Source organism: Glaciimonas sp. CA11.2 (assembly GCF_034314045.1).
Taxonomy (GTDB): domain Bacteria; phylum Pseudomonadota; class Gammaproteobacteria; order Burkholderiales; family Burkholderiaceae_D; genus Glaciimonas.
The window spans coordinates 24,389-49,738 of sequence record NZ_JAVIWL010000002.1 but is presented as its reverse complement, the minus strand read 5'-3'; the positions used below and the strand labels follow the sequence as shown (position 1 = coordinate 49,738).

Genomic DNA, 25,350 nt, shown 5'->3' with positions numbered 1-25,350 from the left:
TTCCGCAATTAAACCGGCAACCCTATCAGAACCGCCTTACACAACAGAACCAGATAACCCATGGCATTGATAAATAATGAACATGAAATTTATTTTAAATTCATTAAAATAAATTTTATGTTCAAACATCTGTAATTTTATATAACATAAAAATATATTTAATACGTATAATATAAAAATAACGTTCACCCACAGCGTATCCATGGCAAAGAAAACTCCTGCTCATACAGTGGCCCCCTCCCTAGTTGCCGAACGCCTTCAGTCATGGGGAATGTGTGTGCGCAAGCAGCGCATCGCGCAACGGATCACAGCGCGCGACCTGTGCGATCGTCTTGGCATTTCGCACCCCACCCTTCAGCGGATGGAACGTGGTGAGTTCACGGTGAGTGCGGGAGCGTACCTCGCAGCACTGAATGTTTTAGGCGTCCTGGAACATGCGGCACCAGCCATCAGGAATGACCTCTGGCACATGGACAACCCTGCTGGCAGGGCACGCCCTGAAACCGGGCACGACGATGAATATTTCTAGCGCAAACAAACCCTTGTACGTCTATCTCCAGCGTCCCGACAATGGACAATGGGTGGTCGTGGGAAGGTACAAGACTGATCCGGTGACCAGTGCCGGCCTGTTCCGGTATGCCCCGAGCTATGTCGAGGCAGGTCTTTCTTGGGCAATTGACCCGGTCAACCTGCCGTTTATTGCGGGTGAAATAAGACAACTTCAGCGTTATGGAGGCCTGCACGATGTGTTGCGGGACGCATGCCCGGATTCCTGGGGGCAAACGCTCCTTCGTCGCGCGCATGGTCTGCCTGAGGGTTGCACTGCGCTGCGTTATCTCGTCTTGTCGGGAAATGGAGATCGCTGGGGCGCCCTGGCCGTTGGCACCTCTGCTTCGCCAAACGTCGCCAGTCTTTCCAGCCCACGCTTGCCTCAGCTGGAAGCGTTGGTCCAGGAACTGCTGGCGATCGCTGAAAACAGACCACCGCTCAACGCAGCACTCAGGAAGCGCCTGTTTGCAACCCCGAGCCTGGGTGGCGCAAGGCCGAAAGCGACCATACAGGATGGCGACACCTACTGGTTGGTAAAGCCTGGTCTGCTGACGGACACTGTCGATATCGCCTTGCTGGAGCACGCCACCCAGCAATGGGGGCGTCACGCAGGGTTTAATTTTGCCGATACCCGTCTCCACGTTTTCATGGGAGGCCGCAGCATCGTGCGTGTTCTGCGGTTCGACCGTCATGGTCACCATCGCGTCATGGCTGTGAGCGGCGCATCGCTGTTGCAGGTCGAATACCCGCCGACCAGTCCGGCAGACAGCAGCGGCGCAAGCTACCCCCGGTTGGCCGAAGAGTTGCGCCGCATCGGGGCTCCCCGTGAAGACTGGACAGAGCTGTTTGGCCGGATGGTATTCAATGCGGTAGTGGGCAACGATGATGACCACCCGCGCAACCATGCGGTCATTTATGCTGCCGACGAGAAGCGCTGGCGCCTTGCACCCGCCTTTGACGTGGTTCCCAATCCGGATGAAACCCCGAAACGGCTTGTCATGCAAGTCTGTTCCGGCAGATCGGATATTTCCCGGGTTGCCTTGTTAAAGGATTTTGCACGATTCGGATTTGCATCGCACCAGGCTGCTGCGACGCATCTGGACGAACTTCTGGTGCGTATTCAGGCAAACTTCGACCAGGTCGCGCGCTTGCTGGGTAATGACCTTCGCAGTGTAATGGAGACCCGGTTGGTGACGAACTGCACGTTGCTGTCGGAAAATGAATCGTAAATGCCAGATATGACAGGCAATCGCGGGTACTGCTGCCTGCTCAAGAACAAAACAGGTGAACTGACACTGACTTCTCCCATACCAGATTTATATATCCGCGGTTCCATGACAAGCACAATCGAACAGGCGTCGGCCATTCAGGAGAAAATCCTTTGATTTCTGCAAGCAACATCGATCCGCAAATAATCCAGGCCTACCTGGAAACACACTACTGTGTCGATGGTCCTCCTTCGTTTGTGATACAGATAGGTGTCGTCAATGACGCGCTGAAAAAGCTCTACCGGCAATCAAAATTCGACTGCTGCGCGTTCATGACAGCCTGTAACCCCTTCAGCCAGAACCTTGGAGATGCCGTCAACGCCAACAGGCAAGCTGTTCTGGCGCATGATCTGAACAAACGCAGCCTGACCTATCTTCACGGGACCGGCAGGCATCCAACCGGAAACTGGCCCGGGGAACCCAGCTACTTCGTATTGGGGCTTTCCCGTGAATCTGCCAGAGTGCTGGGACAACAATATGAACAAAACGCGATTGTCTGGTGCGGCGCCGATGCGGTGCCCCAACTAATTGTTTTAAGGTAGGTACTTTCCATCCATCGAGATGCACGCGAGCTGTTTCATCACGTGGTCTTCACCATACTGATCTCCAACACTGACGACCAGAAGAACAATCACCCCGTGCTGGTCGTCAACCCGCTTTGAAACGGCCGACTGAAGCTAGCACCTGTTTACAAAATTCTTCCTGCCAACCTTAGACAAGGTTTCCAGTAATTTATCTGCAGCACCACGGCCGGGAATCGGACCATGAGTTCCATCCTCTCCAATTCTGATTGCCGGTGTTGTACGAGCAGGTTGTCCGTGAGCCTGAATAGGGTTAGCGCACAGTTGTGCCCGAAAATGCTTCAAGAAAATAATCAAATTATTAATAATTTAATAAAACCTGTGATTTCCGCGCGGAAATGAGAAATTCGATCATCTTGAGAGATTGGAATTTTCATTGCAATTTTATTAAAATGACTGTGCGTTGCAGCCAATGCCTACTGACCATCGAACTATTTTAAAAACTGATTTGCCAAATTTTCCAGGCTAATTGGCTGGCGGCCGCGCTGCAACTGTGATTGCTTCCAGCTCCTGCTGATATGCTAGGAACTGTTGGTAATCGTGCGCGCCAGAATTCAAATCGGTGTCGTTGAGCACCTGCATTGTCAACGTGACGGTAGCGCAGGCAGGGTTCAGATTAGCGTCGAAGTTGTTCTCGCGGATCGCGTAATTGATCAGACGCACGGGCAAGCCTTGCTGTGTGCCGCAGATGAACATCAGATGCGGAGCCGTCAGCGGCAACACCCCCATCGTGCCCTGCTGGCTTTGCGGATACACCAGTAACTCCAAAGCCGCCAGTTGGGGGCGTAAGCCAAGGCTGGCAGCGTTCTTATTTTCTCGTGTATCGGTAGCATCAAGCGTAACCTCGATGTCGATGGTCTCTACTAGTGCGCCGGTATAGCGCATCGCTTCCGAGCGGTCGCCCTGTTCCGCGCCCCCCGTCTGCGGTTGCATGGTGCGCCTGAGCATGCTCGGATCATAACGGAACGGGATCACGTTTGGCTTTGGCTTGTTCTGGTCGATGCACACCAGAGCGCCGCGCAGGACGTTGGCACCTCGTGAACAGATACTCAACATGCGTTGCACATTAAAAAGCCAGCCGATTTAAAAAGATGAAAAATCATGGTTTTATCCGTAGCTCACAAAAAATTTCGCAATTGCTTGGCTATTAAAACAACAAAATCATTTATACCGAGATGAGCGCGACGCATCTGGCATTTTCATGCGCTCAAAATAGTTATCCCCAGATTGTGTGGGCAGGTCTGTGGATAAGTCATCATAATCTACCTTATGCCATTGATTCCATTGAAAACTCTGCAACTGCACGGAAAATGTCAGTGGTGATCTTGCGTCGTCTTCAAAACCGTTATGGTTACACCAACCGGAAATGCGATCAGGCCCAGCCAAAGGTATGGCTGAGATCACAGGTTAAGAATGCCGTCGAATATTAAAGAAGTCGCACGGTCAAAACACGTTGTCAAAAACCTGCCTGGTTATAAGCAAAGCCACGCCACTCTGACTAACAGACGCGCATATTATTATGCGCCGCGGTCATGAGTTATATGGGGCCACTGCCCCATTTGTGCAGGATATCTGGCGTGAAAAAAAGAAATTCAGGGATTAAATTATTTTTGCTTCCCTATTTATGATTTTTCCGCATGCAAACCTGCTTGACGAAGACCTTGCACTCACGTATCCGATGGTCGTCGGCGAGATTGCCTTGGGCAGCCCCGCCCTGAATACAAACGCTTAATGATTTGGGCTTGCTTCCCCATATCCAGAATGCCAGTGTGCGCGAAACTTGCCGTCTATTTGGTAGGAACGGGACTGGACAGATAGCTACTGTACCCAGATACGTATGAGAATAGCTGAACGCCGTTTCTCTGAGGTGATAATATACTGTACATTCATACAGTATATTTAAGTTCTCCATGAGCCCCTTGAAAAGCACGCAAGCGTGCGCACCAGTCAGCCTGGCACAGCGTCCTCTCCAGGTTTCACCCGCCCTTTGGCATTCGCTGTTCCGTTGTTTCTTATCAAAGTTCCCGCCGGCTTCCCCTCCCCCGCTGCGGACTATGTCGAGGAAAGTCTTGACCTCAATACGTATCTTGTAAAACATAAGGCAGCGTCGTTTTACTTCACGGTCGAGGGCGACAGCATGATCAACGCTGGCATTCTGGCTGGCGACCGGGGGCTGGTCGACCGCTCGATCGAACCCAGGCATGGCCACATCGTTGTTGCTGTGATCAGCAATGAATTCACATTGAAACGCCTGTACCGCCACCATGGCGTGGTGGAACTGCGCCCTGAAAACTCTGCCTACAAGACCATTATTGTCAGCGATGACGATGATCTGCAGATCTGGGGCGTGGTGGCTGGGGTGGTACGGAAGTTTGCGGTCTGACCATGAACAGCACGCCTGCCCGGTTGTTTGCCCTGGTGGATGTCAACAATTTTTATGTCAGTTGCGAGCGCGTGTTCAACCCGCGCCTGGAAGGCAAACCGGTCGTGGTGCTGTCGAATAACGACGGCTGCGCAGTAACGCGCTCCATCGAAGTCAAGGCGCTCGGCGTGAAGATGGCAGCGCCCTGGTTCCAGTTGCAGGATCTGGCGCGCCAGCACGGCATCATTGCATTGTCGTCAAACTACACCCTCTATGCCGATTTTCTCGACAGACACATTAAGAGTGTCAATTCATGCAATCACGGCGTTAGCCTCTTGCGTCTGGTTCCACGATTCTGGTTCATCCGAAATTTCTTGGTTTTGGTCGTTTGAATATTGATAGATCCAGTAGTGATCTTCAACGAAGTTGGCAGTGACTGGCCAAGTCCGTCAAGGAAGTCGTGCAGAAGAAGTTCCCCAGTGTGTGCGAACGGCGGGACGGTCGGACATGTGATGAAGTTAAGGTTCTATTTCTAATTGGGGCAAGCGCAGCGCGTCAGGCCGGAGGCAAACGCCGCGAGGGTCCCCTGTGGGCAAGTCTTGGGTATGTGGGCAACGTGCTTCACCGTTGTCCACATATCCTGACTTGTCCACAGGGACGCGGGAGTACCCATCTTCGAGTGATCTTGCGGCCGGTTTCGCCCTTTGCTGCCAGTTAGGCGGACTTCGTGAGCGTCCGAAAGGCAGCGATTGCTGCCGTTGGCTATTAACGTGGCGACCGTTGGCGACTATTGCATTTGGCTTTCTTGGATAGGATTTTGGGAGTCCGCTCACCTGCGCATTGCGGCAATTCGTCGATTGAAAAGACTACTACTCGCCAATGGTTTTTGAACGGCTGGTTTCGTATCCGTGTAAGACCGAATCCGCCGTCGAGTGCTGATATTCGCGTTCCAACATACACTGGAATTTCCTCTGAGCTAAAAGTGGTCAGTCAACCCCGTCAATTTCCCTGTTTTCTTTAATAATTTCCCGCCGCTCCTGTATTTTTCCCCCATTCCAGCTTCACCCCCCGGTATCGCACTCTGCTTGCTGGCATAAGCATGTTTGAGTTCCTTCACGTTACCCCGTGACCCCGCCAGTACGTCCCTCGTCTTTTTGCTAACCTGATCGCGCCACTGTGCGATAACGCCGGTAATACCTTCATCTGGATCAGTCTGTTTCTCGCGCTCAGCTTCGGTTTCCTCGGTTCTGGTTTCGAGCTTGATGCTGCTGGTATAGCCGTTGCTGCCGATTGAGTGCGTAACTTTAGCGGCGAGGCATTCAATGCTGTCGATGGCCGTTTTGAAACCGGCGACTTTGACCGGCGATTGCGGCATCAGGCGCGGGTTACCAATCTGCAGTGCCAACTCCAATGTCGCCAATCCACACTGGATACGTTGCCACTCAGCGATGGCCACCCTACGATCGACCCTACCCGGCTGATTAGCGATATTTCGCCGTCATTCAAAATAAACAACATTTATTCATTTGATCTCTCAGGCTGTGTTATTGTTGCCATAGACGCAACAAAAACACTCAAATGGAATTTGTGATGACGAAGAACGTACTGCATAAAATCGCGCTTAAAAGCGGAATCCATAAATTTACGATAGCAGTATTTTTGTCATCTGCAATGCAGCTTGCTTACGCCGATGATGGAAGCAATGCTGGGGGATTTGTACTATTGTTATTGTTATTCGCGTTTGGCGTTTGGGTTTATTTTTTACCCTCAATTAAGGCTACCAATCTCAAACATCCTGACCAGAAGTCAATTTTTGTCTTAAATCTTTTACTCGGCTGGCTTCTGATTCCGTGGGTCATTGCTCTTGTATGGGCATATAAAAAATCGACCAGTGTGATAGTGAATCCCGGAGCACCTGATGCGGCAGTTAAAGCCAAGCATATCGGTGATACTGAAAACAATCAGTCACTATCTGGGTTGAAGAACTGCCCATTTTGCGCGGAGGATATAAAACTCGAAGCCATAAGATGTAAACATTGTCAGGCAGATTTAACACTTCTTCCGCCGTACATATAAATTAAAATAGGCCATATTAAAATGGCATTGATCGGACATTCTATTGCCATGAATATGGTATGTGCTGCGAAGCAATTTAAGCTACCTTTTTAGAAGGCAAATTGATTACATTGACCCGGAATAGACCAAGCACTTCGTCAATACTTATTCTTCAAGGACTACCGTATGTCTAGATGCGTAGCTCCAGTACGTGGACATAGTTCAGCTGCCGATGCATGCCCTGTATGCCGTGACCGCCGTAGCGGCTATGGCAACAGCAGACCTTACTCCGCCCCTTCCTACTTCTCGTCGGGCAGCAGCAGTGATAGCTCCAGCAGCAGTTCACGGCCGCGCTGGTCGAGCGCGGGTTCGTCCCTGTCGTACACTTCCGACCAAGTGCAGTCACTCACGCCAATCCGTGAAACCGTTTAAACGTGAGCAGCGCAGCAACCTGACCTTCGTGACGTCTTCCTGTGCCACGCGCGGGACGACCGACAGGGGGCAGCTAAAGAGCTGCGCGACTTGCTCGTGGCGGCTGCCTCCCGAGAGAGGGCGTCGCCGACAAAGAGCTTGCGGTACTGCTGATGCGTAATCAGCTCGTTCCAATCGTGCACAACACGACGTATTGCGCTCTCCTCAATGCCAGCCTACGCTCGCCTCCCGAAGCGGGCTGAGCACTGCATAAGATTCAATGGCGGTGGTCGCGGCGAAAATCGCCGAGCTGATTGCAGTGTAGCTTTATTGCCCACACAGGTTCGGCATAATACTTTTACGACTTCTAAAATCCCACAGTTGCACGCCACGAAAGATGGTGGGCATTTTTATTGCCGTTTACGGAAGTCCGCCTTCGTCGAAATCTGCCTTAGGTGGGCAGCTCACGGCCAAAAGCCGACATTGCCACTCCCATGAATCTGATATTGCTTTGCCAACTTTTCTGTGGCAGTATGTCCTATGCACTTCGCTAGTCACTTTGCACAACTCAACCGAATGAAAACTTCATGAAATCATTAATTATTTTGGCATTACTAGCGATTCCTTTCGCATCATTTGCTGCCGATGGATGCAAACCCATCCACGAAGCTGGTCCAATCAATATCAAGGTAAGTGCCAAAAATGGTGGCGCTTCCATAATCGCGAATGATCTGCAGGTGATTGGAAATAAATTGTCTCCAACGTAGTCTGCCGAGAAATTAGCCTTCACAGCAGGAACATTCGCTTTCACACTCACCCCGGTTTCTTCATGCAAAGACGGGTTGTTGATCGAGTTCCAAGACGCAAAATCAAAGAAACAAACCGTAATTGCTTGGGCCAAGGAATCGGTTATCGATGGTAAAGCTGGTTCAGACTACTTCATCAATGTAGTTGCTCGCGCACCTGCGCCCTAACCCATCATTCCACTGGACATGCGCGCACAGCCGCTATCCGGTGACTTCACCCGTCAATGGCAACAGCCCACTCTTTACTTCAAGACACCCAACTCATAACCCTCGTACTGGTGGACGGGTCTGAGCCTGAGGAATGTGGCGCGTCAACGAGCAGTCGTTTTTCTTCACCGACGAGAACAGTCAGCAATGCGAGCGCTGCAATCCTGACGATCTTTCCGAGTTGCTGCCCAGCGTGCAGTACTGAAGTTTATTGGTAAGCGCGAAAGTTAGATTGTGACCCTCGTCTGATTTGGGTCCGTAGCGGACGACTGCGCAAATTTGCTTCACCGTCAGCCATCGGATAGGATCGGACAAATAATTTAGGGCGCTCCAGTGGATTGCCCATACTCTATCGGATTGAATACATATGTCGCTGAAGAAAACAAAAGATCAACTGATTCGGCTTCTCGGCGAAGCGGACAACAATGTCATCGCGCTGTCGGGTAAATGGGGGACGGGCAAGACTCATCTTTGGAATGAAGTCAAGAGCGAGGCCGAGGATGTTAAGGTCAAGAATGCCCTCTATGTATCGCTGTTTGGACTGTCAAGCGTCGATCAGGTTAAGCGTAAGCTTATCGAGTCCGCTATTCCCGGAGTTGACTCCCATGGTGGCGTTTTTGATGGAATTAAGAGTCTGTTCGGCGCGGGTGTAAAGGCCTTGTCGACGCACTACAAAGCCTTGGCCGCCTTAAACGATCTGAACCTGCTGCTAATGGCGCCGGTCGTGCTTCGAAACGAAGTGATCGTGATCGACGACATCGAGCGCAAGCACGCGAGGCTAGGTATTGATGAGGTACTGGGGTTCATCGACGAGTATTCGAAGCAATACAGCGCCCGGTTTGTGTTAGTTCTCAACGATGACCAACTCTCCAGCACAGGAGATGAAGAGAAGTTGTGGGCCATCTTCCGAGAAAAGGTAATCGACCACGAGGTCAGGTTATCCACCTCTGCCGAAGAAGCGTTCTCTATAGCGATTGGATTGGTGCCATCGAATTACGCAGAGGCGCTCAAGCAAGCATCGATCATCTGTGACTTGACCAACATACGCATTGTATTAAAGGTGATCAAGGCGGCCAATCGGATACTGGGCGGTCGAGACCTGGAAGAGGCCATCCTAATTAGGGTGGTACCTTCCATAGTAATTTTTTCGGCGATCTACTACCGAGGCTTGAACGACGGTCCCGACTTCAAATTCGTGCTGGGCGCTGGTAATCCTGATTGGGCGGACTTTGGGCGCGATCAAAACAAGGAGCCCACAGATGAGGAGAAGCGAAAAGATCGTTGGCGCCTGCTAATGCATGAACTTGGCATCAATAGCTGTGATGAATTTGAAAAGCTGCTGGTTGAATTCCTAGAGTCCGGTCTCTTTGACGCAGGCGAGATTGAGAAGGTCATCGATGGGTACATTGCCGAAAAGCAGAACTTGGAGTCCAGGAAGACTGCAAAGGAATTTCTCGGTCGAGTTTTCTGGAACCATCGCGTCGACGACTCTCAACTGGTAACCGAGGCTGCTGCACTTCCCGCGATTTCTGGCTCTCTTGATCCATTCGCAGCAACTGAGCTTGACGCGGCATTGGCAAAGCTTCCTGGAGGTGGACCCATTGGCAAGGCCATCATAGATGGCTGGATCACCGCATTCCAAGCGGGCAATCCAATTGAAGTGAATGACGAGAACCCTTTTAATCAGCCGCTTCACCCAGCGATTAAAGCGGCGTTCGCTGCAATTAAAGCTCATGCTCAGGCGAATGCCACGGTAATTGATGCGTGCACCTACATCATCGAGAACGGCGGATGGGGCACGTTACAGGAGGTGGCCATGAGACAGGCTACAGCCGTTGACTTCGAAACGGCAATTCGTGGAGTGGAGATTGACGAGCTGCGCCGCTTTATGCGCCGCATGATCGAAATGCGCATTCAACGAACCACATACGATGCACACTTCGGCTCGGCTACAGACCGCTTTGTGGAAGCATGCCGTGCCATCGCGAACGACGCTTCGTCGCCTCGCCTCGCCGGCTTGATTAAACGACTTTTCGAGGGACCTTCCCTGCAAGCTGAGCTCACTCCGTCAATACAGACGCAACCCTAAAGGTGAAATAGTATGGTTTCTGTTACTTTCGATTCAAATGTCTGGGAAAGTGTCGTTGATGATGCAAAGAGAATTGATTCGCCGTGGTTCGTTGAAATTCACGATCTAATCCTACAAAAGGCAATTGATCCTTATTTTTTTGAAGGCATTCTCACGCTAGAAACAATTCAAAAACAAGACAGAAAAAAACATATAGCCGAATTCAAACCTTCTATTTCGATACAAGTTGGCGATGAGGAGCCGAGGATTTCTAAAGGAACGCCGCCTCCAGAGTTGTCAGAATATTTGAAAAAAACTATTCCAAAAGCTATCGGTATGGGTTTCAAATTCATAAGGACTCCGAGGATTGGCGGTCACGGAATTGATCCCTTCGCACAGTACGCAGCTAAAGACATAAGGTTTTCACTTTCTGAGCGCTTAGGTAGAACAATTGAGGTGGGCCGGTTCATTGAGAGCCTCGGCGCTGGAAAAGCAAAATTAGATAGCGATATTTCGAAAAATCTTGGAAATGGTTTGGTGGAAAAGACGACAAATGACACCAGCCTAACTGATAAGCAGTTTGCAAAAAATATCGCGGAATGGGTTGACGGTGATGCAATTGCGGCACATTACGGGTATGGAATCGACTACTTTTGTACAAACGATAAAGCTAGTGGCGCAGGGGCATCTTCTATCTTTAGTGGCGCCAATCTGAAAAGCGTGTGCGAAAAGTATGGCATTAAAGTTGTCTCTCCAAACGAGTTGCTTGGCTGCATACGTCCGCGCACCTAACCCTTCGGTCAAGTGGGACACTCTGCCGGCAAGCCAGCTACCCGCCCGTCGCCTTCCTAGTTAGCCCGTCAACGGCCGCTTCGGGTCGAGACCTGCCTGTCATGCTTTTCAAAAACAGCCCTTCGCTGAAAAATTTCGGTCAACGGCCGGTCAATAGTCTTAAGCCGCCGTTCGTTCCAATGCAGACGGAAAATACACTTGCATAGAACTGGTTGGTCTCTCATCAAAGCCCAATGACCGCTCCCAGTCTGAAGTTGCCGGTGAAGTGGAACCAACTCACCGTCAGGAATTGGCTGAACCCGGCCTTTGGCGATTGTACGCGCTCGTGCGACAATCACAAATGGCCGGGTTCGGCCAATAGTGGTCAAAACTGGTCGTGCCGGTGTGGTCGACGTCTAACATCCGAGGGGCAACGGTGTCCATCCAGCAGCAAATTACCCGCGACAATCACTACGTACCGCAGTGGTACCAGCGAGGATTTCTAGCCAAAGGCCGGCACAAGTTGTATGTCCTTAACCTGCATCCGGCCGCTAGATCATTGCCAAACGCACAGATGCCGTTAGAGCCTGAGGTCGAGGAACTTGGCCCGAAGCTGGCATTCAAGGAACTCGATCTCTACACGACTCGCTTTGGAGAGACGCTGAACGACGACATCGAGACGTTTCTCTTTGGGAAAATCGATAAGAGCGGTGCTGATGCTGTGCGCGGTTGGATCGCCGGCGACCCCATCAAGATTCATCGCGGGTTTCAAGACTTCTTCGGGTACATGGATGCCCAGAAGCTACGCACCCCTAAGGGTCTTGACTGGATTTTGAAGCACTACCAGAGCCTACCGCAGATGGAGTTGATGAAACAGATGCAGGCGCTGCGGCAGATGCACTGCACCATGTGGTCTGAAGGCGTGCGAGAGATCGTATCGGCCGCGAAGTCACCGGTGAAGTTTCTGGTGAGCGACCACCCGGTCACCATTTACCACCCGAAGCTCCCCCCCGACGCAACCGAATGCCAATATCCGGGCGATCCGGGCATCGAGCTCGTCGGTTCGCAAACAGTCTTTGCGTTGGACTCGAATCATTGTTTGATCCTGACCAACCTCGAATACGCTGAGGATCCGGAGAACGCTGCCCTTCTGTCACGTCGTACGAACGCTCGGTTCCGCGGCGACTCCATGGTGCGTACCGACGCCTTGATTCGCAGTCGAGAACTGAGCGAGGCCGAAGTCCATGCCATCAACCTGGTGCTCAAGACTCGCGCGAGGAAATATGTGGCGTCATCCAATCCGACTTGGCTCTACCCAGAGCGGCACTGCTGCCTTCCTTGGGAGGGCATAGCAAAGATTCTTTTGCCTGGTAAGGATCTGTGGCGATTCGGTGGCGAGACGTATATTGGATATAAGGACGGCACTTCGGCATACCGCGACAAGTTCGGGCGGACCTCCAAGGCGCACGAGTACCTAGCGAAGCCACCACTAGCGAAGGAACCGACGCCAGACGATTTATGCGGCTGTGGCGGTGGCATCCCATATCGCGACTGCTGTATGGAGGTAGCGCCACAAAGGAGACCTTCCTGGAGTGCGATGGGTATCCGCGAGCGCAACCTGGCCCTCGTGCGTGGCGTCAACCGCATCCTCGGGCTAAACGAGGAGAAGACAACTTGGCTGGATGTTCGCCGGAACCTATCTAATGACCAAGTGCGCCGAGTTCACGAAATCTTTGCGGCGCTTTGGCCAACAGACACTCAGTTGGTCGATCTTCTGCCAAGTCCACAGAGCAAGCGATCCCGCGCGCTGTATCTTGGCATGATGGATGCGCGCACGCTCTCAACAAACGTTACGGGCATGCTTGCGTATGTGGACGAACTTGTTCTTGTCCACCCCTTCGTCAACGCAAACAGTGTACGGCCAGAGTTTAGTCCGATTCATCACCCTGAGCAGTTTCGAGATCAGACCTTGCGCAGTGTGTTCTTGCTAATGGTTCTGGAGCCCGGTATAAGAGCTGGTCGAATTCACCTCGTACCGGATCCGCTGGACTACGACGCCGGCTTCCGGGATGAGATCAAGGCCATCACGGAGAGGTTCGGCGACGAGGTCAAGCTCGGACCGATCGACGAAGCACTTTACCGGACGCTTATGCGTGACGAAAGGATGCTTGCTGTCAAGCGGCTCCCCTCGGCCGAGTTGAAAGCATACATAAAGCAACGCATTCCAGGAGACGCAGAACAGTTGACGGAAGCCGAAATTGATTCGGTCGTCAGCCTATGGAAAAAGGAAGTCGAAGAAGACCCCTTGGCTGTGCTGGATCCGCTTCGGTCGTCTGATGATGGCGGTGAGTATAAGGTAACAAAGGGCTTTGCCCGCGAGACTGGTCTGTACGTAGCCACGTTGACTGGATCCATCGTATATACAGACTCAGACACGCAGTGGGCGCGGCTCCACGAGACGGACGGCGTTCATCTCTATAAGCCGGATCCGGATCCAGCAGCCGAGGAAGCCGTTCGTTGTTTGGATAACCTCTACATCACGGTCCCCACATTCACATATCAACACCAGGTCGAGCCGTCAGGCGCGAGTGAAATTCGAGCGCATCTGCGACGGGTGGCGGTTGCACTGAGGGCAGGTGTGGCGCTTGATGTCGATGCGCAGGCCACCGCAGGGGACGCGCGTCAGCCGGAGGAGGAAGGATCGCTCACATACAAACTGCGATTATCCGTGCCACTGCACGGCTTCCAACGCACCGACGTATCGCGACTGGTCCTGACCTTCGGTCGCCTAGAGGACGTGGTGCCGGTTCAACTGGGTCTGTTCCTTGAACCGGTCTTGCAGGCTGGGTATATGCAGGAGGCGTCGTGGCCGGGTGACAGTCCCACTGCCAAAGATCCTTCCTAGCTGCTACGCCGCGGCCAACGACAACGACGCTTGCGCGCGTCTGCAGATGCGGCGACGGTCGGCTTCTGGTCTTTTCAGAAGTGCTGTCCATGCAGTTCGTGAACCTCAATGTCCTGTTTGGCGTTTGATATGATCTCACCGAGTCGGTCGGCTATCTGTTTAAGGTCGATCGTTCTGTTTGCTTGGCGATTGCACAAAGTTTCGTAAGCGGTCATTCAAGCACATCCCTTGCAGCGTAATTTGATTTATGCAGGCGCTTGGCTCGTTGGCTGCAGATTCCACGGCAACAGCGCTTCGTAGTCATCGACAGTATTGGCATAAGGCAGTGCCGTGAACATTTCGGTGAGATATTGGTAAGCGTCAATATTTCCCGCCTTGCAGGTTTCAATCAACGAATACAGATTGGCGCTGGCTTTTGCGCCACCAACAGTATCGGCGAATAACCAGTTCTTGCGTCCGATCACGAACGGTCGAATCGCGTTCTCTGCCACGTTATTATCGATCGGCCAGGTGCCGTTCTCGACATAGCGCGTGAGTTTCGGCCATTGCCCTACCAGATACTGCAATGCCTTGCCCAGCAATCCGCTCGGTGCAGTCGTTGCCAGATGATGGTCGAGCAAAGCTTTGATCGCGGTCAATACTGCCGTGCTGTATTTCATGCGCAAACGTTGCCGTTGCTGTGGCGTTGAAGTGCTGGCACGAGATTCTGCTGCGTACAGTTTACCGATCAGGGTAATGAATTGGGTAGCTGGCTGCTGCGCACTGCGCGCCTCTTTGGGCAGCACCGCTTCGGCTTCAATAAAATACCTTCTTACATGCGCCCAGCAAGCCAAATGGACAAGGTTATTGACGGCCGATATCGCGTTATACGGTGCATAACCGTCGGTCATTAACGCTGCGCCCGCGCGTATGCCAGCCCAGAGATCGGCCCCATGTTGGGTACTGCGTCCCGGCGCATAGCCGAACAACCGTACCGGCGGGCCAACGCCGCCGTTCATCTGAATCCACATATAACTCTGGGTTTGCGCTGCGCGCCCGGGCTCCTTGAGCACCTGCACCACCGTTTCATCGCCAAACACGACCTCACTGTCGAGCAACTGATCGTGCAATAAATTAATCAGCGGTTGGACGGCAATCCCAATGCGCACCACACTGGCAGCCAGGGTATTGCGCGAGATGTCACCGCCAAAGCGTTTGATTAACGCGGCAATCCGGTACAGCGGCAAGCCGTCAATGAACCTGGCGGTAATGAACCAGGCCAGCGCGACTTCAGTGAACGATCCCTTGGGAATAATGCGCAAGCGGGCCGGCGTGACTTTGATACTTTGATCACAGCACGGTCAGGCATATTTCACCCGCTCATGCCGGATCACGCGAACTTGCTGCGGAATAATATCGAGTGGCTCGCTGACTTCCACGCCGATTTCCACCAGTACCGCGCCATCGTGCGCGCAGATACGGGCCGATTCTGGCAGCGTGGTGCGAATGACTTCGCGCGGCAATGCCGGGTCCAGCGGCTTGCGGCCCGGTTTCTTGCGCAAATGACCGGGAACGGTGATTTCTACGTCGCTCTCTTGCGATGGCAGGGCAGTGTTTGCGGCCAGCGCCTCTGCCTCATTGAGAAACAGGTCACGTTGCTCGGCGCTACGCGCTTCGCTTTTGGCACCGAATAATCGGCGCTGAAAGGCTTTGAGCTGCTCCTTGAGCAAATCGCGCTCGACTTGCATGACACGCAGTTCCCCGCGTACCGCATCGCGTTCGGCCAACGCAGCATCGCGCTCGCGATGCGCGTCTGCATTGCATCAGCAGTAAGGGAGGAGTGGAGCTGGGTAGGTGCCATGACTGACACCATACCGGAATGTCGCGCCGAATAGGTTTACGTCATTTCAAAATAAGGGCATTACCCGTTGTTTACCGACAACAGCCGGACAAAAGTACGCTGTTTGATATCAGCTCGCCCGCGCATAGCTGCGCTGTGGATGTTTGTGCATGGCGCTCAGGTCAATGCCATCGAGCAGCCAGTGCAATTGTTCGACGCTCAGTGCCAGGACCGCGGCTTCCCGCGGCCAGGCAAAACGGTCCGCCTCAAGCCGCTTGAACATTAACCAGAAGCCGTTGCGATCCCACAGTAATAATTTTATGCGGTCACGCCGACGGTTACAGAAGACATACACGGCCAGGGCAAACGGATCCAACCCCGGCGCCTGCTCGACGATGGCGGCAAGACCGTTAATGCTCTTGCGACCATCGACTGCATCCCGGTGCACATGCACCTTCAGTCCCGGGTCGAGGCGGAACATGGCAATTGGCAAAGCATTTGAAGGAGTGACACGATGTCGTCGCGGGTCGCGCAAGGGACATCGATTTCAATTCCGTTGGGCAATCTGGCGCGCAGCGTCGGCATCCGTACGGGCGTTACTGGCTTAGCTGCCACCACAGGGATAAATGCAGAACTCAGTGCCTGGACCCTGGCGGTGGTATTGCACAATCTACTTGCGCAACAAATTGGCATTCAGGGCATGCTGGTACGCCAGTTTGTCGCGTTTGGCGCGACGGTCATAGTGACACGACCATCCCGAAGGCGCTTGATTACCAAAGCGCACGATAATCCTGAGTGATTCTCTTCCATAGGTGTCCCCTTATTGTAGGTGAACACCATCATCACGATTCTGGGTTGGCTTTACCAGACGTGCTCAAATGATCGCGTACCAAAGATGAACAGACCATGCTCAATATTGACGACGACCAATATCATCACCATTGCCTTGCGTGATGCAATCATCAGCGAAATCTAGTTGCAAACGCATCCGGACGATATGCCAATCGAGCAATTCAAACTTAATTTTACTGAAATTCTGTGGACTTGTACGGTGCAGAAGGCAGACATTACGAGCGCTGGCATTTTGTCGGCAGGATGGAGTCCGGCGCATAATCGGCCGATCTACCAATTTTCATCGTGATACCGCTGCAGTAACCGAACACCATAGTCCGATAAGTTTTGCCAGGCAAGTGGCCAGATCAGAAAATTTCCATTTATGGACAAAAATATGCCAAACGGCATTCAACACTTTTCATCGATCAGCGAACATTGGGAAACCTTGATTTTCAAGAGATGCAAACTGGAAATGCTTCGACAATACAAATTTATTAAATTTTAAAATAAATAAATAAAACATAAATAATAATTTTTACTTCACCTACCTAGTAAGCCGTTATGATGTCACTGCCATGCCAATGACATAATTCAGAAAATGCAGCATGCTAATCATTTTTACTCCCCTACTCTTCGGCCAAATATCAAGGTTGAAGGCTACAGCCAGATATGGCGTCATTGCTGGCTGACCCATCAACTGCCTGATTGGATAGTTAAGCTAAAAATAATGCCACCTAAGGGCTTAAAATCCGGTCCAATTCTTCCTGTGCATTGACAGCATCACACCAAAAAAAATAGGAAAGATGTACAGCGAAATAAGCCAATCTGGTCATACATCCCGCAACCGCCAAAAATCCTGGCATTTCCGACATAAAAACTCGCGTAACCACATAGTGATTTCCGCGCGGAAATCGACATAACTTTCCCGTTTCAGGAAAACACATTTGACTAAATTAATTTAACTACCAACAATGAATGCGCGGTCCGAAATTAACGAAAAGGGACATCGATCTAGCAGACATTCCATTCGTTCAAAAAAATCATCCAGATTCAATTAACAACAAATATGAAGCAGAAATTCCAAAAACCGGCTCAATTGAAATATCTTCACAGCTTTTTGAAAATCATTAGAGTTGCTTATGCATTTTTCGCATCAATACATCAGACCCGGCCCCAAAAAAATCAATTGCGATTTCCGCGCGGAAATCGCAAAAATCCTCTAATGGGCTTTAAGAAAAAGTTCAATAAATAAAATATTTTTATTAAATTATAAATATAACTTGATTAGTATTAACAGTTGCACTAAAGTGCAATAGTGTCTCTGTGCGATTTCCGCGCGGAAATCAGCTTATCCAACGGAGGAATACTAATGGTTGCAAAAGTGGTGACTTTATTTAACCAAAAAGGTGGTTGTGGTAAGACGACCATGACCATGCAAATAGCTGGCACGCTTGCAATCCAGGGACACAAAACATTAGTAGTGGACATGGATGATCAAAATACTGCTACGCGGTGGGCAAGCCAAGCATCCGACGAAGCCCCTTTTCCTGCAGCCTTGATGAATCTCGCGGCGATGGGAGGGAAAATGCATCGAGAAATCAAAAATCAACTTAATAACTACGATTTTATATTTATTGATTGTCCGCCCGCAGCACTGTCACCGGCCCCCTCCAGTGCCATGCTCATTTCTGATTTGGCCATCATTCCAATTGTGCCCGCACCAGCCGATATGTGGGCATCGGTTGCCGCCAAAAAACTGGCATTAACGGCACAACTGACCAATGAAGAATTGATAATTCGTGTCCTTCCGAATATGGTGCAAAAGACAACAAATCTTGCCAGAGATACATTAGACGTACTGGCGGAAGACGAAGAAATACCGGTGATGAAATCGCATGTCGGTTCCCGATCCGCATTCAGGGAATGCCAGCTGACGGGTTCAACCGTGCATAGTCTTTCAAAATCCAGTGTCGCGGCACAAGAGATCGATGCCCTTGTGAGTGAAGTGCTGACAATATTAGGCGTAACTTCAAAATCACGGGGCACTAAATGAACGCAAAAACAGATCGTAAAGCACTTTTAAGGTCGTCAATAAAAAGTGAAGCGGTATCAGTGGAAAAGCGATTTCCGGCAGCTGACGTAAATAAACGATATGCCAATGCAGAAGACGCTCTGGAAGGGCGCCCACAAGGCCTGGTCGGACCTGCACACGACATTGTCGCTCCCGATTTCCGCGCGGAAATCAAACTTTCCAATAAACAGAGAACGGTTTTGAGGGTAGCGATAGATCACGCCCATGACAATCCGATGAATGCCAGGCAGATTTACGATGGCGAAGTCATCAAGTCGATGGCTGCCTCCATTGCAACGCGCGGACAGCTTGTACCGGCACCTGCGGTCAGTCACCCCACGCTTCCCGGCCAAGTCATACTGATCGATGGCCATTACAGGAAACGGGCATTACTTGCAGCAGGGAAAACTGAGATAGAGGTCATCATTCATGAGGTAAGCAGTGAATTGGACATGTATCGCATGTCATACCTCATCAATGAAGAACGTAATAGTCAGTCACCACTGGATAACGCATTGGCCTGGGGAAAAATGCTGGAAGACGGCAAGGTACTGGACGGGGAGGGCGTGGCAGAATTGACCGGACTATCACCCAGCGCTATTGCGAAGACCTTGAGTTTCATTAAATTGCCGGAAGCCGCCATCGCCAGGATACGCGAAAATCCCGCAAAGTTCGGCGTTGCCATTGGTTACGAAGTATATCGATTTTCGAAGTTCATGGAAGAGCGGCCTTTGCTCAGTCTCATGGAACGCATCGTCAACGAAGATCTGAGTTCCAGGGCATTGGAACAGATGCGGGCCAAACTGGAAGAGTCAAAACCGCGCAAGAAAAAGGAAGTCAGCCGCCAATACAAAATCACTTCCGGAATCACACAGATTGGTTTTATCAAGGAATGGGACAGCGGTAAAGTCGTGTTTGAGGTCAACATGGTCAATCACCAGGAGCGGGAAGTACTTGTCGAAGAACTCAAGCGGCGGTTCAATTTGATCGATACGCCAGCCAATTAAAATGGCTGAGCCATCCCGTTGAAGAAATATACATGTAAGGTGAGCATTAGCAGGAACCTTGCAACTCGCAGAAAACATGAGTGATTGTCTTATCAGGCTACGTCAGAAAAGTTCATGTATTACGTGAACGTCAATAGCTAAGCACATCACCAGCTTATTCTTAAGGTGAGCTTTTACGGGAAGCGAACTTCATCGAATGTAAGTACTCGCTCACTGTTTTAGGCATATAAGTAGTGACATCTGAATAATTCAGAAAAACTTTCCCAGGCTATGGTGAGACAATGCAGGAACTCAACAAAAAATAAGGTGAACCTTTACGGGAACTGGTCAGCACCGGGGGGTAAAACATGTCGCTGGTATGATCCGCATAGCAGGGTAAGGGTCTTTTCAGAGCAGAGCTGACAAAATAGGGGCATTTTTGTTTTTATAGCCTTGTTCTTATCAATCTATGTACTACATGGTGAGCTTAAACAGGAACCAGGGTCAATATGCATGTTGGCAGCTCGGGGTATAGAACTTGGTGTCGGAATTTATCTTTGTCATCTCTCATTTCGTCTTGAGAGAATTAAAGTTAACACCTTAAAACCCTTAAAACAGTTAACGGTACTGCAGAAGCCCGGCTGGCGCTGCTCTCCGAAGGGTGAGGTGAGCTATTGCAGGAAGAAAGGTGAGCTGTTGCAGGAAGGAAGGTGAGCTACTACGGGAACCAAAGCAGATTTCGGTGAGATTCTACAGGAACTGAAGTGAGTGGATTCAGGAACCAAAGTGAGTACTTGCAGGAACCACTTTATTTGCTATGGTGAGCTTCCGCGGGAAGGTCTTTGAACAGTCAAATGTCTGCATTTAAGTCACTGGCGCGTAAGGTGAGCTTTAGCAGGAACCTAATAGTCGCTCCTGACACAAAGGTGAGCTTTAGCGGGAACCGGATGATGGTGGTGAACAAAAAACTTAAGCAATCGCTAATGCTATGGTGATTGCAAAGTATTCACCTTTAGAGCATGATGGCATCAGACATTTATTGATGCTTGCAAAATGGTAGATAAAAAGACATTAATTACTGCAAAATCGCGCTCCGGGTCATCGAAAGGCGGAGAGCTCAAAGAGTTTCGGAAAACCAACGAGGCGATCGGTCTACGTGTATCGGAAGGGCGGCTGTCACTCCTGTCCCGGAAGCTCTTTAACGTGATGGTCTACCATGCACAGCAGATGAAAGTGCCTGGCGAAAACGCCCCGATAGCAACTGAAGCCGGAAAAAAATATTTTTGGGTGCCCCTTGCCGAAGTAGCGCGCGATGCCGCCTACGACAGCAACGATACCGAAAAGCTGAAAATACATCTCGAAGAATTACAGAACATTAGAGTGCACATGGAGGATGGCATCCAGTGGACCTCCCAGCGTCTGGTCTCAGCCGTCACGCTGGTCAATCCGCTTGGCCTGAAGAAAAAAGGCGGGCAGTTGTGGTTCGGTTTTGCATTTCCTCCTGAAGTAGAGACCCTGGTCATGAGTCCGGGCTCATATACAAAATTAGCAATCTATTATCAAACTTTACTCAGAAGTGGTGCCAGCCTGGCACTCTATGAGATCTGCCGGCGATATCTGACCAATCCATCAAAACTGACCAACCGGCAGGAGTGGCAGTGGTGGTATGGTGCCTTGACCGGTAATCCCATTACCGAGGCCATTCCTCAGTACAAGTATTTCAAGCGCGACGTGCTGAAAACCTCCATTGCCGAAATCAACCTGGTTACCGACATCAATGTCGAAATGATCGAACATACCCAGGGACGCAAAGTGGTCGGAATTCAGTTCAAAGTGTTTCAGGCCAAGCAGACCACCATGAATTTTCCGACACCGCCGGTAATCGACAGTGCCTTGCTAGCACGTGTGATGGGATTGGGCATTGCACAGGAAGAAGCATCCAATATTCTGGCAACGACTGATGAAGCGAAACTGGATGCCAATCTGGCCCTGGTAGAAGAACGTGTCAGCAGTATTAGCAAATCAAAAATTGAGTCGCCCGCAGCCTATTTCAAGAAAGCGCTGCAAAATGGCTATGCAGCTCCAGAAACCATCATCAAGAAATCGATAGAAAAGCGGGAAAAAGAGCAAGACAATCTGGAAACGCCGGAAGAACTGGCGGCCAGATATCTGGCATCAAGAGCGAAGGAAGCCTATTCGCTCTATTTGGAGATGACAGATGCAGAGCAGGTACATTGGCTGACGTTGTTCAAGAGCGGCAGAAAAAAACCGCGTGTGGAAAAGACCGACAATCTGAGCTCAGCGATTTTCAGAAATGAGTTCAATCACTGGTTTGCCCAGCAGCAATGGCAAGAACCGGCTTCCAACGAACTGATCAAATTTGCGATTGCCAATCCCAAATCATTTTCCAAAGAATAATCATTGGTAGCACAAAAATCGCTATCTGAAATGCATGCGTTGAAAAGTGGAAATGAAAGCCTTAGTAATGCAATTAACCATCTATTTAAAATTATTAGCTTTACGATGTACCTGACAGGGCAAAGCCTGTGTTGGGAGCAGGTTTTGTTAATATAGCTGGTAGTTCAAGCCAAACTACTTTTCAAGTACCTGTTCATGTAGGTTGTTATTAACCGATGGTTAATTGCATTTTAAAAATCTCTTCGTTTCCATGGAGCGGTTAACGGCACCGGTTGCGCAGCTCTAACGAGTTTGAACGCTTTGAAAATGTAACCAATAACGATGACATAATGAAAACTTACCCAATGACAGTTCCCGTCAATCCGCAACATGACTGGCAGAATGATCCTGACAAGGCATTCGCAACATTTTTGACATTGCCAGAATTTCAGCTTCTCAGCCGCCGGACACACCAGACCCCGGCCGGTCAGGAGAGGCCAGTGCCGCCACCGATTCGGAACAGCTCGGTCAAAGTCTATCGTGCCATGTGGGCCAAATACCTGCGATGGCTGGCTGCCCGGCAGCTGGGCCTGCTCGAGGTAAGTAGTACCCAGCTACGCGAGTTTCTTAACGACCGCGACGACCAGGGGAGGGCAGAGCGCGCAAGTCTGATCAAGCTCAGATACCTGAGAATATTCGAAAGAGTCTACGAATACATGCAGGTTCCGGTCAATCCGGCACGCAATGCCATGTTTGATGTATGGAAAGAAGGCATTTCCTCCCCTCTGGGAAAAGATGGTGATAAAGTGATCCTAAACGACTCGCAGCAAGACGCGTTCATGCAGGCGTTGCCGGCACCAGAGAACTGGAAGCGCCGGCGTGACCGTGCCATGCAGGCAATCATGCTCGGGGCCGGATTAAAGGTGTCTGAAACCATCCATTTGCGTGTGCATCAGATCGGCCAGCCGGAAGCGGGCGAAATTCCGATTACCATTACCGCCATAACGGGTGGCACCACCCGGACCCATTGCGCTATGCTACGCGCGTTCGCGGTGACCGAAGTGCAGGACTGGCTGGACGAACGCCACGCGCTCGGAATAACAGGGACCTTACTGTTTCCTGCCAACCGGCAAGGCGACACGTTAAATCCAGCCACTGTGTACCGCAATGTCAAAAAAACTTTTGCGCTTGCAAATATTACAATCCCGCGCAAAGGAGGGCGCACCCTCAGGAATACCTATGCCATCCGGGAACTGAAAACCGAAACGATCGAACAGGTAGGAGAGTTGCTGGGCCATCGACAGCGGCGTTCGACAGAATATTATGTTCTGGAAGTTCCAAAGAATCATCGCCCTGATAAGGGCATGATCGAGCCCTGAGTTTCTCATTGCAGCGCGGAAAAAGCTCGTGATAACAATAAACCTCGCGCCGGTTGCTGATTAGGATCACTAAAACACGTATAGCATTGTCCTGCAAATCACAAACAACTCTTTAACCACCCGCAGCCTTCTCTACGACACATTTCCAGATAGAGCGTGCGTTTAAGGGGTCCTCAATGTAAATCAAGCTGCGGAAATGGCTCCAGCTCAATTGTCTACTCATCGCGTAGACAATTTATGACATCAAGTTCAGCCAGGAAAAAAACGTGGCTGGCAGACCACCTGTTTTTATTACTGGAGGACGTGACTCCTTCCTTGATAGAACGAATCGCTGCCGATGTCATCGTCGCTGTAATCGTCCGCGAATTCAAGCCTTCCAAACGATTATGTGCGGGAGGGAAACTGTGTTGAAAAATATCAAGTGCAATCCTGGAGGTATCGGAGTGTGCAAAGGGGCAATATGTACACGTACTCATATCAGAATAGGGGAAACTATGCATCGCAAAATGACAATTACTATTGATGAGGCCGTCTATGCCGGTCTGCATAAAGTCATTGGACGCGGCAATATCAGTCAGTTTCTGAAAGCTGGCACCTCCCTATGTCTTGAAAGAAGACTCGCTGGACGCTGGCTATCAGGCGATGGCGGCAGACACGGCACGCGAAACAGAAAGATGATAGATCCAAGCTAAAGTGCATGGACCCGGCAGGCATTTTTCAGAACATTAAACAGCATTCCGATTCCCAGCGCGCAAACAGCATCGATAATATTGACAGCTATTAAGCGCCAACACGTCAGTCAAATGGGATGAGTTTGATACCCATTTGGTTTTTTGCTATAATGGGCCAATACAAACTCTCATTCGGGATAAGGCCATGAGCATTACTGAAACGCGGCAATCTCAGCGAAAAGCTAAATCCATCCAGGCAACGCCCGTTGGAACGAATGGATCAGGCGCGGCAAAGAATGATTTTGAAATTTTCATGGGCATGGACCAAATCGGGCAGGCGCACCAGATTCGTGATGGCATGGAAGCCATTATTATCAGTCGTATCGCAAGCGAGCTGCTCAATATTCCATTGCAATCGTTGCTCGCCAGTTTACGACTTCCAAGCAGTACCATCAACCGCAAAATTTCCTCTGGCGAGCGGCTGAGTGCGAGCGAATCAGATCGTGCTGCGCGCACCATTCTCATCTACGAACAGGCTAGGGATGTCCTGGAAGATGGCAAGCTTGCCGCCAAATGGCTCCAGCTCGCAAGCGTTGAGTTACGCGGCGAACGCCCGCTGGACATGCTCGACACCCAGACTGGTTTTGACCGCGTGCGAGATGTTCTGGTCCGCCTCGAACATGGCGTCGGTGTATGAAGTTGTTTCGTCTTGCAAAAGAAAAACCAGGCAAATATCGTGCAGATGATCTGAGCGGAAATGGTGCAGCATTGGCCGGTGGCCGCTGGAATCCGCGGGGTATGGCGGCTCTCTACACGTGCTGCCATGCCTCCACAGCCGTACTTGAAGCACGCGTCCATGCATCCGGTTTGTTACCCGTTGCGAACTTCTTTTTAGTGACATTACAAGTGCCAGAGGATATTTTTTCCACTGCTTACGTTCCCGAACTGCCCACCGACTGGGATGCGCTGGACCGCGATCCTGTTTCTACCGTCGACATTGCAAGAAGCTGGCTCAATGCAGGAAAGCAGCTCGCGATGTGCGTGCCATCGGTAGTCTGCCCAAGCGACAACAATCTGATACTGAATCCCTCACATCCCGATATGCGGCTTGTCGGTGTCTTTGATAAGCAACCATTTCTTCTGGACCGGCGGCTTTTTGTCTGACAGGCAAACTTCGAACGCGTGGGTGGCATCGTAAGTAATCGATAAA

20 protein-coding genes and 2 pseudogenes are annotated in these 25,350 nt (G+C 50.8%); 17 read left to right on the top strand and 5 right to left on the bottom strand.

The window, feature by feature from the left end:
- Positions 1-229: 229 nt before the first annotated feature.
- The 3 genes from RGU75_RS23540 (at position 230) to RGU75_RS23530 (ending at position 2,359) form a co-directional block, all read left to right on the top strand.
- Positions 230-529 (top strand): helix-turn-helix transcriptional regulator, encoded by a 300-nt coding sequence (locus RGU75_RS23540; protein WP_322240883.1) that lies wholly within the window; start codon positions 230-232, stop codon positions 527-529.
- On the top strand, positions 516-1,778 hold the full coding sequence (locus RGU75_RS23535) for a HipA domain-containing protein (protein ID WP_322240881.1): 1,263 nt from the start codon (positions 516-518) through the stop codon (positions 1,776-1,778). Before RGU75_RS23540 ends, RGU75_RS23535 begins: the two co-directional genes overlap by 14 nt.
- 152 nt (positions 1,779-1,930) lie before the next feature.
- A complete protein-coding gene (locus RGU75_RS23530) occupies positions 1,931-2,359 on the top strand; it encodes a DUF3293 domain-containing protein (RefSeq protein ID WP_322240879.1) in 429 nt (142 codons plus the stop codon).
- A 504-nt stretch (positions 2,360-2,863) separates the two neighbouring features.
- On the opposite strand, the gene RGU75_RS23525 is transcribed toward RGU75_RS23530, so the two are convergent.
- Complete coding sequence (locus RGU75_RS23525; protein ID WP_322240877.1) at positions 2,864-3,331, bottom strand: hypothetical protein; 468 nt, start codon at positions 3,329-3,331, stop codon at positions 2,864-2,866.
- A 1,003-nt stretch (positions 3,332-4,334) separates the two neighbouring features.
- Between RGU75_RS23525 and RGU75_RS23520 the strand changes: the two genes are divergently transcribed.
- Both RGU75_RS23520 and RGU75_RS23515 read left to right on the top strand, forming a co-directional pair.
- Positions 4,335-4,781 carry a LexA family protein gene (locus RGU75_RS23520; RefSeq protein WP_416186897.1) on the top strand — a complete coding sequence of 149 codons (447 nt, stop codon included), beginning with the start codon at positions 4,335-4,337 and terminating at the stop codon, positions 4,779-4,781.
- Between the two features lie 23 nt (positions 4,782-4,804).
- Positions 4,805-5,062 (top strand): annotated as a pseudogene (locus RGU75_RS23515) (SOS mutagenesis and repair protein); the annotation flags it as partial.
- Between the two features lie 674 nt (positions 5,063-5,736).
- Here the strand turns inward: RGU75_RS23515 and RGU75_RS23510 are convergent.
- Entirely contained in the window at positions 5,737-6,216 is a 480-nt protein-coding gene (locus RGU75_RS23510; protein WP_322240873.1) for a hypothetical protein, read from the bottom strand.
- A 134-nt stretch (positions 6,217-6,350) separates the two neighbouring features.
- On the opposite strand from RGU75_RS23510, the gene RGU75_RS23505 reads away from it, so the two are divergent.
- Positions 6,351-6,836, top strand: a complete 486-nt coding sequence (locus RGU75_RS23505; protein WP_322240871.1) for a superinfection immunity protein — start codon at positions 6,351-6,353, stop codon at positions 6,834-6,836.
- 958 nt (positions 6,837-7,794) lie between these two features.
- On the opposite strand, the gene RGU75_RS23500 is transcribed toward RGU75_RS23505, so the two are convergent.
- A complete protein-coding gene (locus tag RGU75_RS23500) occupies positions 7,795-8,127 on the bottom strand; it encodes a hypothetical protein (protein ID WP_322240869.1) in 333 nt (110 codons plus the stop codon).
- Positions 8,128-8,606: 479 nt separating this feature from the next.
- Here RGU75_RS23500 and RGU75_RS23495 point away from each other — a divergent pair, with 479 nt between their 5' ends.
- The 3 genes from RGU75_RS23495 (at position 8,607) to RGU75_RS23485 (ending at position 13,983) form a co-directional block, all read left to right on the top strand.
- A complete protein-coding gene (locus RGU75_RS23495; protein ID WP_322240867.1) occupies positions 8,607-10,328 on the top strand; it encodes a P-loop NTPase fold protein in 1,722 nt (573 codons plus the stop codon).
- Positions 10,329-10,340: 12 nt separating this feature from the next.
- Positions 10,341-11,099 carry a hypothetical protein gene (locus RGU75_RS23490; RefSeq protein WP_322240865.1) on the top strand — a complete coding sequence of 253 codons (759 nt, stop codon included), beginning with the start codon at positions 10,341-10,343 and terminating at the stop codon, positions 11,097-11,099.
- 415 nt (positions 11,100-11,514) lie between these two features.
- Positions 11,515-13,983 (top strand): DUF4238 domain-containing protein, encoded by a 2,469-nt coding sequence (locus RGU75_RS23485; RefSeq protein WP_322240863.1) that lies wholly within the window; start codon positions 11,515-11,517, stop codon positions 13,981-13,983.
- Between the two features lie 245 nt (positions 13,984-14,228).
- On the opposite strand, the pseudogene tnpC reads toward RGU75_RS23485, so the two are convergent.
- Together tnpC and tnpB are read right to left on the bottom strand one after the other, a co-directional pair.
- Positions 14,229-15,749: pseudogene (tnpC, locus tag RGU75_RS23480) on the bottom strand (IS66 family transposase).
- 183 nt (positions 15,750-15,932) lie between these two features.
- On the bottom strand, positions 15,933-16,283 hold the full coding sequence (gene tnpB, locus RGU75_RS23475; RefSeq protein ID WP_322240861.1) for an IS66 family insertion sequence element accessory protein TnpB: 351 nt from the start codon (positions 16,281-16,283) through the stop codon (positions 15,933-15,935).
- A 33-nt stretch (positions 16,284-16,316) separates the two neighbouring features.
- Between tnpB and RGU75_RS23470 the strand changes: the two genes are divergently transcribed.
- From RGU75_RS23470 to RGU75_RS23435, 8 genes are all read left to right on the top strand, one after another.
- Complete coding sequence (locus RGU75_RS23470) at positions 16,317-16,601, top strand: hypothetical protein (RefSeq protein WP_322240859.1); 285 nt, start codon at positions 16,317-16,319, stop codon at positions 16,599-16,601.
- A gap of 1,404 nt (positions 16,602-18,005) precedes the next feature.
- The gene (locus RGU75_RS23465; RefSeq protein ID WP_322240857.1) at positions 18,006-18,689 is read left to right on the top strand and encodes a ParA family protein; all 684 of its coding nucleotides are present in this window, start codon (positions 18,006-18,008) and stop codon (positions 18,687-18,689) included.
- On the top strand, positions 18,686-19,714 hold the full coding sequence (locus RGU75_RS23460) for a ParB/RepB/Spo0J family partition protein (RefSeq protein WP_322240855.1): 1,029 nt from the start codon (positions 18,686-18,688) through the stop codon (positions 19,712-19,714). The genes RGU75_RS23465 and RGU75_RS23460 overlap by 4 nt, the downstream gene beginning before the upstream one ends.
- 1,032 nt (positions 19,715-20,746) lie before the next feature.
- Positions 20,747-22,111, top strand: a complete 1,365-nt coding sequence (locus RGU75_RS23455) for a replication initiation protein (protein ID WP_322240853.1) — start codon at positions 20,747-20,749, stop codon at positions 22,109-22,111.
- Positions 22,112-22,440: 329 nt separating this feature from the next.
- Positions 22,441-23,469 carry a tyrosine-type recombinase/integrase gene (locus RGU75_RS23450; RefSeq protein ID WP_322240851.1) on the top strand — a complete coding sequence of 343 codons (1,029 nt, stop codon included), beginning with the start codon at positions 22,441-22,443 and terminating at the stop codon, positions 23,467-23,469.
- 506 nt (positions 23,470-23,975) lie between these two features.
- The gene (locus tag RGU75_RS23445; RefSeq protein WP_322240849.1) at positions 23,976-24,161 is read left to right on the top strand and encodes a hypothetical protein; all 186 of its coding nucleotides are present in this window, start codon (positions 23,976-23,978) and stop codon (positions 24,159-24,161) included.
- A 184-nt stretch (positions 24,162-24,345) separates the two neighbouring features.
- On the top strand, positions 24,346-24,837 hold the full coding sequence (locus RGU75_RS23440) for an antitoxin Xre/MbcA/ParS toxin-binding domain-containing protein (protein WP_322240847.1): 492 nt from the start codon (positions 24,346-24,348) through the stop codon (positions 24,835-24,837).
- Positions 24,834-25,304 carry an RES family NAD+ phosphorylase gene (locus RGU75_RS23435; protein ID WP_322240845.1) on the top strand — a complete coding sequence of 157 codons (471 nt, stop codon included), beginning with the start codon at positions 24,834-24,836 and terminating at the stop codon, positions 25,302-25,304. The genes RGU75_RS23440 and RGU75_RS23435 overlap by 4 nt, the downstream gene beginning before the upstream one ends.
- Positions 25,305-25,350 lie beyond the last annotated feature (46 nt).